The following is a 12,788-nucleotide window of genomic DNA, read 5'->3' as shown; positions in this document are numbered from 1 at the left end:
CGCCCGGACGCAGACCCGCGTCCGGGCGGTTCCGTGCGGCGGAAGGGCAACCCTCGACCTCTACCAGAGGGTAAGGGCTCAAATGACGGCCGCTGTCAAGGTCCGCGGAATGCCGTGGCGGGCGCTGTAACCTTGGGAGGAATACGATCGGCGCTGGGAGTCCAGCGGCAGCAATATCAAGCACGACCATCACCGTCATCGAAAGTGTGGATAGATACGTGAGCAGCGAACAGGGTTCAGCAACTCTGGAAGGCACCGAACTCGATCTGGAAGACGCCGTCATGGGCCCCACCGGGCGCCCTCAGCGCGACTTTCCGGAGCCCGCGCCGCTGTCATCCCACGGCCCCGCGCGGGTCATCGCCATGGTCAACCAGAAGGGCGGGGTGGGGAAGACCACCTCCGCGATCAACCTTGCCGCCGCGCTTGCCGAATTCGGCCGCCGCGTGCTCCTGGTCGACTTCGACCCGCAGGGCGCCCTGTCCGCCGGCCTCGGCACCAACCCTCACGAACTGGACCTCACGGTCTACAACGTCCTGATGGACCGCAAGGTGGACATCCGCGACGCCATCCAGAAGACCGGCGTCGAAAACGTGGACCTGCTGCCGGCCAACATCGATCTCTCCGCCGCCGAAGTCCAGCTGGTCAACGAGGTGGCCCGCGAACAGGTCCTGGACCGGGCCCTGAAGAAGGTCGAGGACGACTACGACATCGTCCTGATCGACTGCCAGCCCTCCCTCGGGCTGCTCACGGTCAACGCCCTGACCGCAGCCCACGGCGTCATCATCCCGCTGATCTGCGAATTCTTCGCCCTGCGCGCGGTGGCGCTGCTCGTGGAAACCATCGACAAGGTCCAGGACCGCCTGAACCCCAGGCTGCAGGTCGACGGCGTGCTGGCCACGATGTACGACGCCCGCACCCTGCACGGCCGCGAAGTCATCGCGCGCCTCGTGGAAGCTTTCGGGGACAAGGTCTTCGAGACGGTCATCAAGCGCTCCATCAAGTTTGCCGACGCCACGGTGGCGGCCGAGCCCATCACCACGTACGCCGCCAACCACATCGGCGCCGATGCCTACCGCCGGCTGGCCAAGGAACTCATTTCGCGCGGCGGGGCACCCTAGGGCGGACCGTGGACGCAGCAGGCGCCCCCGCGGCGAAGAAGCCCGGCTTCGAGGTCCGCCTCGCCAACTTCACGGGCCCCTTCGACCTCCTGCTCGGCCTGATTTCCAAGCACCAGCTGGACATCACCGAGGTGGCGCTGTCCACCGTCACCGACGAGTTCATCAAGTACATCAAGGGCCTGCAGCAGCAGGGGGAGGAATGGGCCCTGGACGAGGCCAGCGAATTCCTCGTCATCGCCGCCACACTGCTGGACCTCAAGGCCGCCCGGCTCCTGCCCGCCGGCGAGGTGGAGGACGCCGAGGACATCGCCCTGCTGGAAGCCCGCGACCTGCTGTTCGCCCGGCTGCTCCAGTACAAGGCCTTCAAGCACGGGGCCGGCATGATCGGCTCCACCCTCGACCTCGAGGCCGGCCGGCACCCGCGGCAGGTCGCGCTGGAAGCCCATTTCGCCGCGCTGCTCCCGGAACTGCTCTGGAAGCACACCCCCGCGCAGTTCGCCGCCCTGGCCGAAACCGTCCTCAGGCCCAAGGAGGCCGTGCCCACCCGCGTGGACCTGGCCCACCTGCACGCCACTCCGGTCAGCGTCAAGGAACAGGCCGGGCTGCTGGAACTCCGGCTGCGGCTGGGCGGGCCCCTCACCTTCCGGGACCTGATCGCCGACGCCGACTCCACGCTCGTGGTGGTGGCCCGCTTCCTGGCCCTGCTGGAGATGTTCCGGGACGGGGCGGTGGGCTTTGAGCAGCTGCAGCCGCTGGGGGACCTCACCGTCCGCTGGAGCGCCGGCGAAAACCCTGCCAGCGGCAAAGCAAGCGCCAACCCAAGCGACGAATACGAGGAGCAGCAGTGAGCGACACCCGGAACGACAAGGCAACCGGCGGCGGGACCACCGGCGCTCCCGATGTCCACGGCCTCCCCGGCGGGGCGCGCGCGGCCCTCGAAGCCGTCCTCATGGTGATCGACGAGCCGGCCACGGCCGCCGGGCTCGCCGCTGGCCTGAACCTGGGTGTGGACGTCGTCGAAACCCTGCTGGCGGAACTGCAGCGGGAGTATGACGGCTATACTGTTAATGCCCCGGATGTGGACGTTGCCGGCAGTAATGGCTTCAGCGCCACCGCCCGGGGTTTTGAATTGCGGAATATCGCCGGAGGCTGGCGGATCTATTCCCGCGCTGAGTTTGCGGACATCGTCGGCGGATTCGTGCTGGAAGGACAGACGGCCAGGCTGACGCAGGCGGCGCTCGAAACGCTCGCCGTCATCGCTTACCGCCAACCCGTCTCAAGGGCGCGGGTGTCTGCAATTCGAGGGGTCAATGTTGACTCTGTCGTGCGGACGCTGACCCAGCGCGGGCTGATCGAGGATGCGGGGACCGATCCCGAATCCGGGGCCATCCTGTACCGCACGACGTCGTATTTCCTGGAACGCATGGGGATCGGCTCAGTTGCGGAATTGCCGCAGCTGTCGCCCCATCTTCCTGGGCTCGAAGGCATCGAAGAGTTCTACGACGCCGAAAGAATGTAGGCAGTTTTTGTGCAGGCACGATTGCCTGCGCAATAGTATCCACAGGGCGGAACCATTTTGCCCTGGCTGGCGGGTGTTGTCGGGAGACAATGGCCGTCGGCCACCATAACGAAGGACGGGTCATGACACAGGCGGGACGCCAGGGTTCACCACGTAGCAGTGCGGGACGAAGCAGCGCGGGACAAAACTCAGCACAGGGCGGCTCAGGCCGCGGCGCACAAGGCGGCGGAAGCCGCAGCGGGGCCGGCTTCAAGGGCGGTGGAGACCGCCCCTTCAAGCACCCGAAGCCTCGCGAAGAGGCCTTCATCGATCCGGACCAGCAGGTTCCCGGCGGCGCTGCGACCGGCGCTCGCGCCGGAGGCCCTGCCGGCGACTGGAAATCCGGCAAGGCCTCCGGCGCGGCCAGCCGCAAGCCCGGCTCCCGCAAGCCCGGCTTCGGCAAGGTTCCCGGTACCCCCGGTGCGCTCAAGCCCAAGCCGCGCACCGGCGCCGCCAAGTCCGCCGGTCCCCGCGCCTTCGGCAGCGAACGCTTCGGCCAGAACCTCGGCCCCGTCCGGAAGCCTGCCCGCAAGCGCGGACCCCGCGGCGACGTTCCCCAGTCCGGGCTGCACGACGCCGACGGCGTCCGCCTGCAGAAGGTCATGGCCTCGGCCGGTGTCGCCTCGCGGCGCGTCTGCGAGGAAATGATCGCCGAGGGCCGCGTCGAGGTCGACGGCCTGGTCGTCACCGAGCTCGGCGTCCGCGTCGACCCGAAGACTGCCGTCATCCACGTCGACGGGCTCCGCATCCAGCTGGATGAAAACATGGTCTACATGGTGTTCAACAAGCCCAAGGGCGTCGTCTCCACGATGGAAGATCCGGACGGGCGTCCCTGCATCAGCGACTTCGTCCGCAGCCATCACGGCGAACGCCTCTTCCATGTCGGACGTCTCGACGTCGGCACCGAGGGCCTGCTGCTGCTGACCAACGACGGCGAACTCGCCAACCGCCTGACCCACCCGTCCTACGAGGTCCCCAAGACCTACCTCGTGCAGGTCCGCGGGCCGTTCCCGCAGGGCGTCGGTGCCCGGCTCAAGGCCGGCGTCGAACTCGAGGACGGCATCGCCGCCGTGGACTCCTTCAAGCTGGTGGACTCCACCCCGGGCCACGTGCTGATCGAGGTCGTGCTGCACTCGGGTAAGAACCGGATCGTCCGGCGCCTCTTCGACGCCGTCGGGTTCCCGGTGCTGCGCCTCGTCCGTGTCAAGGTCGGACCCATCGGCCTGGGCGACCAGCGCCAGGGCAGCATCCGCAACCTCGGCAAGCAGGAAGTCGGCCACCTGCTGGCATCCGTAGGGCTGTAGGGCATGTCCGCCTTTCGCACCCACGGCCGCGGCCACCTCAACGGCCCGGTGGTGGTCGTGGGGACAGGGCTCCTGGGCACCAGCATCGGGCTGGGGCTCCGGGGCCGCGGAGTGGCAGTCTTCCTCTCCGATCCCTCGCCCACCAACCAGGCCGTCGCCGTGGACATCGGCGCGGGCCTGCCTTTGGCGCGCCTTGACGGCGACCAGCCGGAGCTCGTGGTCGTCGCCGCCCCGCCGGACGTCACGGCGGATGTGGTGGAACGCGCCCTCGCGGACTACCCGCAGGCAACCGTCGTGGACATCGCCAGCGTGAAGGCCGGCATCCAGGCCGGGCTGCGGTCCCGCGGTGCGGACCTGGCCCGCTACGTGGGCACCCACCCCATGGCCGGCCGGGAGAAGTCCGGCCCCGTCGCAGCCCGCGGCGAGCTGTTCACCTCCATGCCCTGGGTGCTGTGCCCCTCGGAAGAGACGACGCCCGGGGCCCTCCGGACAGCGCGCGCGCTGGCAACGGACCTTGGCGCCGTCGTCTCCGAATTCCGGGCGGAGGAACACGACGAAGCCGTGGCGCTCGTCTCCCACCTGCCCCAGGTCATGGCCTCCCTCGTGGCCAGCCGCCTCCAGGGCACGCCCCTGCATGCCCTGTCCCTGGCGGGGAACGGGCTGCGGGACGTGACCAGGATCGCGGCGAGTGATCCCACCCTCTGGGTCCAGATCCTGGGCGCGAACGCGGACAAAGTCGTGGACGTCCTGCATGGGGTCCGCGAGGACCTGAACCGGCTGATCGGCACGCTGGAGAACCCGACGGCGCCCGGCGCCCGGCTCGACCTGGCCCAGCTGATCAGCGAAGGCAACGCCGGCCAGTCCCGCATTCCGGGCAAGCACGGCGGGCCGCCGCAGGCCTACTCGTGGCTGACGGTCCTGGTGGATGACAGTCCGGGCCAGATCGCGAAGCTCCTGACCGAGATCGGCGAGATCGGCGTCAACCTCGAGGACCTCCGCCTGGACCACTCCTCGGGACAGAACGTGGGCATGGTGGAGATCTCCGTCCTGCCCAACAAGCACGACCTGCTCATCGAAGCCCTCAACGACCGCGGATGGCGGGTACTCCAGTAATGACCCAGGAACTTATCGAGACCGTGGACCTTGTGCGCCCGGGAAAAAGCCTTGTCGTCGCGATTGACGGACCGTCCGGGTCCGGGAAGTCCAGCGTCAGCAAAGAGGTGGCCCGCCGGCTCAAACTGGCCTACCTCGACACCGGCGCCATGTACCGGGCCCTGACCTGGTACTGCCTGGACTCCGGCACCGACCTTGAGGACGGCGCCGCCGTCGAGACGGCCGCCGAGAGCCTACCGCTGGAGATCAGCACGAGCCCGCTCGAGGAATACGTCCGCGTGGGCGGCACCGATGTCACGTCCGCCATCCGGGAGCCGTCGATTTCCGCCGCCGTCAGCGCCGTCGCCACCGCCCTCGGCGCCCGCACGGAACTGATCCGCCGCCAGCGTGAACTCATCGAAAAGCACCACCGCCGCATGGTGGTCGAGGGCCGGGACATCACCACCGTCGTGGCGCCCCACGCCGAAGTGCGCATGCTGCTGACCGCCAGCGAAGCGGCGCGCCTGCGCCGCCGCGGCATCCAGCTCGGCGGCAGCCAGAACGCCGAACAGCTCGCCGCGCAGGTCACCGCCCGCGACGCCAGGGACTCCACCGTGGTGAACTTCACCACGGCAGCCGACGGCGTGGTCACCCTGGACTCCTCGGAGCTGGACTTCGAGGAGACAGTCGCTGCCGCGCTCGGGATCGTGCACGGCATCCTCAACCACCGGGTCACCGCCCGTGACTGAGCCGAATCCGCAGGCACAGTGGCAGGCAGGCGGGCAGGCAGCGGGGCAGGCACAGTGGCAGGCAGGCGGGCAGGCAGAATTGGCGCTGCCGGGCCGGTGGGGCACGGCCTGGAGCCGGCCCGTGGGCTGGATCCTGGACCACATCCTGTACCGGACCTCGGTCGCGGGGCGTTCAAACGTCCCGGCCACCGGCCCGGTGATCTTCGCCGGAAACCACATCAGCTACCTGGACGGACCGGTCATGTTCGGGGCCTCGCCGCGGCGGATGCACATCCTGGTCAAAAAGGAAATGTTCGCCGGTTTCCTGGGCCGCGTGCTCACGGCCTCGGGCCAGCTGCCGGTGGACCGCGCGGGTGACCGTGCGGCCCTGCAGCGGGCCAAGCGGGTGCTCGACGCCGGGCGGTGCGTCGGGATCCTGCCCGAAGGAACGCGGGGGAGCGGCGAAGCCTCCGCGATCAACAACGGGGTCGCCTGGCTCGCGCTGAACTCCCGCGCGACAGTGGTCCCCGTGGCCATCCTGGGCACCCGGGTCGGCGCAGAGCATGTGGACACCGTTCCGCCGCTGCGCCGGCGGCTGCATGTCAGCTTCGGCGGGGCCATCAATGTCAGCCGCAGGCCCGGCGAGACCGGCCGTGTTTCAATGGACAGGGCGGGAACCGAGATCCGCGCCGCGCTGGCCCGCCATGTCCAGGACTCGATTCAACGAACCGGGCAGCCCTTGCCCGACGCGGATTCCCCGCAAGAACGTCATGAAGCAGTAGCCGGGACGCCGGCAGATCACCCCATAAGGAATGTGCAATGAGCGATACGACTCAAACCTCCGGCCAATTTGGCGCCGGCGAAGACGAATACACGCCCACCGGCACGGACCAGGTGGCTGAGCATCTCGCCGCCCTGGACGACGAGGAAGCAGAGGTCCGCGCGGCCTCCCTCCGTGCCGGCCTGGACGACTACGAGCTGGATGAAGACGACGCCGCCCTCCTGAGCGGCGAGTACGACGACGAGGATTTCGACGGTCCGGTCAAGCTTGATCCCGTGCTGGCCATCATCGGCCGGCCCAACGTGGGCAAGTCAACCCTGGTGAACCGCATCCTCGGCCGCCGCGAAGCCGTGGTGGAAGACACCCCTGGCGTCACCCGTGACCGTGTCATGTACTCGGCCACCTGGAACGGCCGGAACTTCACCGTGGTCGACACCGGCGGCTGGGAGCACGATGCCCGCGGCATCCACGCCCGTGTGGCCGAACAGGCCGAGATGGCCGTGGAGCTCGCCGACGCCGTGCTGTTCGTTGTCGACTCCGCCGTCGGCGCCACGGCCACGGACGAGGGCGTTGTGAAGATGCTCCGCAAGTCCAAGAAGCCGGTCATCATGGTGGCCAACAAGGTGGACGACTTCGCGCAGGAAGCCGATTCGGCGACGCTCTGGGGCCTGGGCTTCGGTGAGCCGTACCCGGTTTCGGCGCTCCACGGCCGCGGCGTCGCCGACCTGCTGGACCACGTCATGGACACGCTGCCCGAGTTCTCCACGATCGAAGGGCTGGAACGCTCCGGCGGCCCGCGCCGCATCGCCCTGATCGGACGCCCGAACGTCGGCAAGTCCTCGCTGCTGAACAAGCTGGCCGGCTCCGAGCGCGTGGTGGTGGACAACACCGCCGGCACCACCCGGGACCCGGTCGATGAGTTCATCGAACTCGGCGACCGGACCTGGCGCTTCGTCGACACCGCCGGCATCCGCCGCCGGCAGCACATGGCCCAAGGCGCGGATTTCTACGCGTCGCTGCGGACGCAGAGCGCGCTCGAAAAGGCGGAGGTCGCCGTCGTGCTCCTCGCCGTGGACGAAGTCCTCAGCGAGCAGGATGTCCGCATCCTGCAGCTGGCCATCGAGTCCGGCCGCGCACTGGTGCTGGCCTTCAACAAGTGGGACCTGCTCGACGACGAACGCCGCACCTACCTGGAGCGTGAGATCGAGCGGGACCTGGCCCACGTGGCGTGGGCCCCGCGGGTCAACATTTCGGCGCTGACCGGGTGGCACAAGGACAAGCTCGTTCCCGCCCTCGACACTGCGCTGGAAAGCTGGGACAAGCGCATCGCCACCGGGCGCCTCAACGCCTTCCTCGGCGAACTGGTGGCAGCACACCCGCACCCGGTCCGTGGTGGCAAGCAGCCCCGCATCCTCTTCGGCACCCAGGCCTCCAGCCGTCCGCCGAAGTTCGTGCTCTTCACCACGGGGTTCCTGGACCCGGGTTACCGCCGCTTCATCACCCGCCGGCTCCGCGAAACCTTCGGTTTCGAGGGCACTCCGATCGAGGTCAACATGCGTGTGCGTGAAAAGCGCGGCAAGAAGCGTTAATTCCGACACACCTTGCCCGTGACATGCTGAAAGTGTCACGGGCACCCTCCGGAATCGTGTAAGCTTTTGGAGGTGGTTCGGCCGGACTGCTTGGATGAAAATCTTTCAGATGACATCGAGGCGGAGAACGGCGGAACTAACGGGCTGTAGCGCAGCTTGGTAGCGCACTTGACTGGGGGTCAAGGGGTCGCAGGTTCAAATCCTGTCAGCCCGACCAACAGACAAAACCCCGCCGTTCCTGACAAGGGAACGGCGGGGTTTTCTGTTTCCCGAGACTTTTTCCCGGGGGGCGCTATTTCAGGAAGCGCGACGTCCGGCGGTCGGCCAGGATCTTTCCCTTGGTCTGGCAGTTCGGACAGTATTGCAGGGCGGTGTCGGCAAAGGAAACCTCGCGCACGGTGTCGCCGCACACCGGACACGCCTCGCCGGTCCGGCCGTGGACCCTCATATGGCTCCGCTTGGTGTCCTTGAGCTCATGCGGCGGCTTGCCCTCGGCTTCGCGCAGGGCTGTCCCCAGAACGCTGTGGATGGCGTCGTAGAGGAACCGGACCGCGTCCCGGTCCAAGGATTTGGCGATCGCGAAAGGTGACAGCCTGGCCGCGTGCAGGATCTCGTCGCTGTAGGCGTTCCCGATGCCGGCAATCACGCCCTGGCTCCTCAGGACACCCTTGATTTGCTGGGAACTGGACCCAAGGATCTGCGCCAGGGCATCGACGTCGAACCCGGGGCTGAACGGGTCCGGTCCGAGCGCCGCGATGCCGGGAACGTCGTACGGATCCCGGACCACATACGCCGCCAGGCCCTTTTTCGTCCCGGCCTCGGTCAGATCCATGCCGAGCGGGCCGGATGCGCCGGCAAACGACAGCCGCACCGCTATGGGTCCGTTGCCCTTCTTCAGCTGGATATCAGTGGGGGCACCGGTGAAGCGGACCCAGCCGGCCCTCGCCAGGTGGAAGACAAAATACAGCCCGTCGGCGTCCACGCTGACGAACTTGCCGAAGCGGCGCACCCCGGCCACGGCCCTGCCCTCCAGCTCGGAGAAGGGGGGATCCGCCGTTTTGAGCACCGCAAACGAGACGATCTGGATCTTCGTGACAACAGCACCGCGCAGCTGCTCGTCCAGAAAGCCGGTCAGGGCCGCCACTTCCGGAAGCTCGGGCATTGCCTAGGCTCCACGCGCTTGTTCTGTCATTGCGCCATCATGTCAGAGTGCTCCCGGGCGCAGGCGGATATGCCTATACTTTCAGCGGCGGCCAGTTCAGAACACCGCCGTCGATATTGGTGATTGACCCGACGAAAGGCCCGTCATGAGCATTATTCCCGAAGAGCTGTCCTACACCGCAGAACACGAATGGGTTTCTGCCCCCAACGCCGACGGAGTCGTGCGCGTGGGCATCACCGATTTTGCCCAGGACGCACTCGGGGACGTCGTCTATGCCCAGATGCCCGAGGTGGGCGCCACGATCAAGGCCAACGACGTCGTCGGCGAGGTCGAATCGACCAAGAGCGTCAGCGACATCTACGCCCCGGTCTCGGGCGAGGTCGTATCCCGGAACGAGGCGCTGGACACCGATTCGGCCCTGATCAATTCCGATCCGTACGGCGAGGGCTGGCTGATGGAAATCAAGCTCGCGGAGGCCGACGCCGTCGAGTCGTTGCTCAGTGCATCGGAGTACGAACAGCAGGTAGGCTAAAGCAAGAGGCCATTCGGGCCGGGGCGTCGGGACAACACACAGACGGCGCCCCGCCGGAGGGCCATCCCGGAACCGCCAGGCTTTCCGGGCGGCATGCGTTGTTTGCAGGGGGGACACCTGCAACGAATGAGGAGGACTCAATGTTTCGGCACGAACGGAACGACACCGGTGACGGTCGCGGCACGGGTGGAGTGAAGGCTTCGGAGACCACGTCGATCAACCTCACCCCGGTGCGCGACGAACCCACCATCGCCCCGAGGGTCTCTGCCGATGAGCGGACGGCCGTCGAGTCCCTTCCCTTCGGCTCGGCGCTGCTCGTCGCCCACAGCGGGCCCAACGCGGGAGCCCGCTTCCTGCTGGACTCGGATGTCACGACGGCGGGGCGGCACCCGGACGCCGACATCTTCCTGGACGACGTCACGGTCTCGCGCCGCCATGTTGAATTCCGCCGCACGGCCCGCAGCTTCGAAGTCGTGGACACCGGGAGCCTGAACGGCACCTACGTCAACCACGACCGCGTCGACGCCGTGGAGCTGAAATCCGGAAACGAGGTCCAGATCGGGAAGTTCCGCCTGACCTTCTACCTGAGCCCTGCCCGCGCAGCAGGCAACGTCTGATACCGGGGCAGTTGCCTGTGGCAATGGCACAAGCCGACCGGCGAGGACCCCAGGTTCTGAACATCGGGGAGGTCCTGGCTCAGCTGAGCGACGATTTCCCCACCATGACCGCGTCGAAAATCAGGTTCCTTGAGGAAAAGGGACTCATCAGTCCGCAACGCACGCCTGCCGGTTACCGGCAGTACTCCGAGAGCGACGTCGAGCGGCTCCGCTTCGTGCTGGCCCTCCAGCGGGACCAGTACCTGCCGTTGAAGGTCATCAAGGACTACCTCGAGGCGATCGACCGCGGTGAGCGCCCGGACAACCTGCCCGCCGGGGTCACGGTTTCCCCACGGATCGTCTCCCGGGAACTCGCCTCCGAACTGCAGACCCGGGTGCGGCGGCTGAGCGAGGAACAGCTCCGGGCAGAGTCAGGCGCCAGCGTCCCGCTGCTGGAATCACTCCTGAGCTTCGGCCTGATCGGCCACGTCAACGGCAAGTTCGACGAACACGCCCTCCAGGTGGCGCGCGCCTGCGTGCAGCTGGAGAGCCACGGCCTGGAACCACGGCACCTCCGGCCCTTCCAGGCGGCAGCCGAACGCGAATTCGGGCTGGTGGAACGCGCCGTGGCCACACTGACCTCACGCAAGGATGCCGCCTCCCATGCGCGCGCCGCCGAGGCCGCGCGCGAAATCAGCGACCTCTGCCTGTCACTGCATCAGGCACTGGTCCAGGACCGCATCTCAAGAATGGACATCTGATGATTGAGGTGGAGATTGTCGGCGTGCGGATTGAGCTGCCATCAAACCAGCCGCTCGTCCTGCTGAAGGAAATCCGCGGTGAACGCCATGTCCCGATCTGGATCGGAACCCCGGAGGCCAGCGCCATCGCCCTGGCCCAGCAAGGCGTGGTCCCGCCCCGGCCGATGACCCACGACCTGCTGGTGGACGTGGTTGAAGCCCTCGGCCACTCCATTGTCAGCGTCAACATCGTTGCGGTGGAGGACAACATCTTCTACGGCCAGCTGCAATTCGACGACGGGACCACCGTGAGCTCACGGGCCTCGGATGCCCTGGCGCTGGCGTTGCGGGCCAAGTGCCGGATCTGGTGCGCCGACGCCGTGATGGACGAGGCCGGCGTCCGGATCACCGAGCACGACGAGGGTGAGGACACCCACCCCGACCCCGCCGTCGACGAGGAAGGTGAACTGCGGCGGTTCCGGGAGTTCCTGGACGACGTCGAGCCTGAAGACTTCGGCGGCTGAGCCGGCCGAGGCTGCCGAGGGGTTGTGAAGCTTAAAGTCGAGGATGAAAGTTTCGACACGCCCAGGCAAATGGGTGAAGGTCTTTGACCTTGGGTCTTGACAGGCCTAACGTCAAAGGTACAAGTTCCCATTGCATACGACAGCCCCGCAAGTCACACTGGAAAGTGCAGCCATGGCTAAATTACACGCATGAATTTCACACCAAGAATTTCACTCGTGTCAGTCGGTACGTTAGTCAGCTGTCGCTGCAACTTTCTCAGGGAGCTCATGACAAGGAGGATCCACGTGAGTCTGAAAGGCGAAGCAGGAGAGCTTAGGCACCCGTCCACGGCTGGTGTTGCTGTACCCGCCAGCGGTGCCCAGGGCCTGCTGTTCACCGAGGATCTTCCTGTCTTGGACGAGGACGCGGGCTACCGCGGCCCCACGGCCTGCAAGGCCGCCGGCATCACCTACCGCCAGCTCGACTACTGGGCCCGCACCGGACTGGTGGAGCCCGCGGTCCGCGGCGCGGCCGGCTCCGGCTCGCAGCGGCTCTACGGCTTCCGTGACATTCTTGTCCTTAAGGTCGTCAAGCGGCTCCTTGATACGGGCGTCTCACTGCAGCAGATCCGCTCGGCGGTCGAACACCTGCGGGAACGCGGCGTCGAAGACCTGGCCCAGATCACGCTCATGAGCGACGGCGCCAGTGTCTACGAGTGCACGTCGGCAGATGAAGTCATTGATCTGGTGCAGGGCGGCCAGGGTGTCTTCGGCATCGCCGTCGGACGCGTCTGGCGCGAAGTCGAAGGCAGCCTCGCGGCACTTCCCAGCGAACACGTAACGGATCAGTCGTTCCCCGACGACGAACTCAGCAAGCGCCGGGCTGCCCGCAAAATCGGCTAGCCACTCGGATACCAAGATGTAGAACAAAGGCCGCCTTCCCACCGGGAAGGCGGCCTCCTCTGCATCTGCCGTCCCCGGCCCGTGCGGGCCTAGGAGAGCGCTGAACAAGGGGCAATCCGGAGATGGGATACGGCTTCCGGGCCGCTCTTCGGAGCTTTGGGCGGCCCGCTGACGGCCTGGGA

General features: G+C 67.1%; 14 protein-coding genes and 1 tRNA gene. 14 read left to right on the top strand and 1 reads right to left on the bottom strand.

The genetic code is table 11. The features are described from left to right. Positions 1-218 precede the first annotated feature (218 nt). The 9 genes from J9611_RS16370 to J9611_RS16330 all read left to right on the top strand — a co-directional run bounded on the left by J9611_RS16370 (position 219) and on the right by J9611_RS16330 (position 8,387). Complete coding sequence (locus J9611_RS16370; RefSeq protein WP_211881658.1) at positions 219-1,118, top strand: ParA family protein; 900 nt, start codon at positions 219-221, stop codon at positions 1,116-1,118. 8 nt (positions 1,119-1,126) lie between these two features. After that, complete coding sequence (locus tag J9611_RS16365; RefSeq protein WP_211881657.1) at positions 1,127-1,966, top strand: segregation and condensation protein A; 840 nt, start codon at positions 1,127-1,129, stop codon at positions 1,964-1,966. Between the two features lie 101 nt (positions 1,967-2,067). After that, on the top strand, positions 2,068-2,637 hold the full coding sequence (gene scpB / locus J9611_RS16360) for an SMC-Scp complex subunit ScpB (protein WP_246527932.1): 570 nt from the start codon (positions 2,068-2,070) through the stop codon (positions 2,635-2,637). A 122-nt stretch (positions 2,638-2,759) separates the two neighbouring features. Then, positions 2,760-3,980 carry a pseudouridine synthase gene (locus tag J9611_RS16355; RefSeq protein ID WP_211881655.1) on the top strand — a complete coding sequence of 407 codons (1,221 nt, stop codon included), beginning with the start codon at positions 2,760-2,762 and terminating at the stop codon, positions 3,978-3,980. A gap of 3 nt (positions 3,981-3,983) precedes the next feature. Continuing rightward, positions 3,984-5,093, top strand: a complete 1,110-nt coding sequence (locus J9611_RS16350; RefSeq protein ID WP_211881654.1) for a prephenate dehydrogenase — start codon at positions 3,984-3,986, stop codon at positions 5,091-5,093. Beyond that, positions 5,093-5,821, top strand: coding sequence for a (d)CMP kinase (gene cmk, locus J9611_RS16345; protein ID WP_211881653.1), 729 nt, complete (start codon positions 5,093-5,095; stop codon positions 5,819-5,821). The genes J9611_RS16350 and cmk overlap by 1 nt, the downstream gene beginning before the upstream one ends. Positions 5,822-5,942: 121 nt before the next feature. Beyond that, the gene (locus J9611_RS16340; protein WP_211881680.1) at positions 5,943-6,623 is read left to right on the top strand and encodes a lysophospholipid acyltransferase family protein; all 681 of its coding nucleotides are present in this window, start codon (positions 5,943-5,945) and stop codon (positions 6,621-6,623) included. After that, positions 6,620-8,170 carry a ribosome biogenesis GTPase Der gene (der, locus tag J9611_RS16335; RefSeq protein ID WP_211881652.1) on the top strand — a complete coding sequence of 517 codons (1,551 nt, stop codon included), beginning with the start codon at positions 6,620-6,622 and terminating at the stop codon, positions 8,168-8,170. The genes J9611_RS16340 and der overlap by 4 nt, the downstream gene beginning before the upstream one ends. A gap of 140 nt (positions 8,171-8,310) precedes the next feature. Further along, positions 8,311-8,387: transfer RNA gene (locus J9611_RS16330), tRNA-Pro, on the top strand. 75 nt (positions 8,388-8,462) lie between these two features. On the opposite strand, the gene J9611_RS16325 is transcribed toward J9611_RS16330, so the two are convergent. Beyond that, complete coding sequence (locus J9611_RS16325) at positions 8,463-9,332, bottom strand: DNA-formamidopyrimidine glycosylase family protein (RefSeq protein WP_211881650.1); 870 nt, start codon at positions 9,330-9,332, stop codon at positions 8,463-8,465. A gap of 145 nt (positions 9,333-9,477) precedes the next feature. Here J9611_RS16325 and gcvH point away from each other — a divergent pair, with 145 nt between their 5' ends. From gcvH to J9611_RS16300, 5 genes are all read left to right on the top strand, one after another. Further along, positions 9,478-9,864 (top strand): glycine cleavage system protein GcvH, encoded by a 387-nt coding sequence (gene gcvH, locus J9611_RS16320; protein WP_211881648.1) that lies wholly within the window; start codon positions 9,478-9,480, stop codon positions 9,862-9,864. Positions 9,865-10,004: 140 nt separating this feature from the next. After that, complete coding sequence (locus J9611_RS16315; RefSeq protein ID WP_211881646.1) at positions 10,005-10,481, top strand: FHA domain-containing protein; 477 nt, start codon at positions 10,005-10,007, stop codon at positions 10,479-10,481. A 23-nt stretch (positions 10,482-10,504) separates the two neighbouring features. Further along, positions 10,505-11,221: a transcriptional regulator FtsR gene (gene ftsR / locus J9611_RS16310; RefSeq protein WP_211881644.1), complete on the top strand. Its 717-nt coding sequence runs from the start codon at positions 10,505-10,507 to the stop codon at positions 11,219-11,221. Then, positions 11,221-11,724 carry a bifunctional nuclease family protein gene (locus J9611_RS16305; protein ID WP_211881642.1) on the top strand — a complete coding sequence of 168 codons (504 nt, stop codon included), beginning with the start codon at positions 11,221-11,223 and terminating at the stop codon, positions 11,722-11,724. The genes ftsR and J9611_RS16305 overlap by 1 nt, the downstream gene beginning before the upstream one ends. A 285-nt stretch (positions 11,725-12,009) precedes the next feature. Next, positions 12,010-12,606 (top strand): MerR family transcriptional regulator, encoded by a 597-nt coding sequence (locus tag J9611_RS16300; protein WP_211881640.1) that lies wholly within the window; start codon positions 12,010-12,012, stop codon positions 12,604-12,606. The last annotated feature ends 182 nt before the right edge of the window (positions 12,607-12,788 follow it).

Origin of the sequence: Pseudarthrobacter albicanus, assembly GCF_018224015.1 — a bacterium.
GTDB classification, from domain to species: domain Bacteria; phylum Actinomycetota; class Actinomycetes; order Actinomycetales; family Micrococcaceae; genus Arthrobacter; species Arthrobacter albicanus.
The sequence above is the reverse complement of the archived record's forward strand: the minus strand, read 5'-3'. Positions and strand labels throughout refer to the sequence as shown.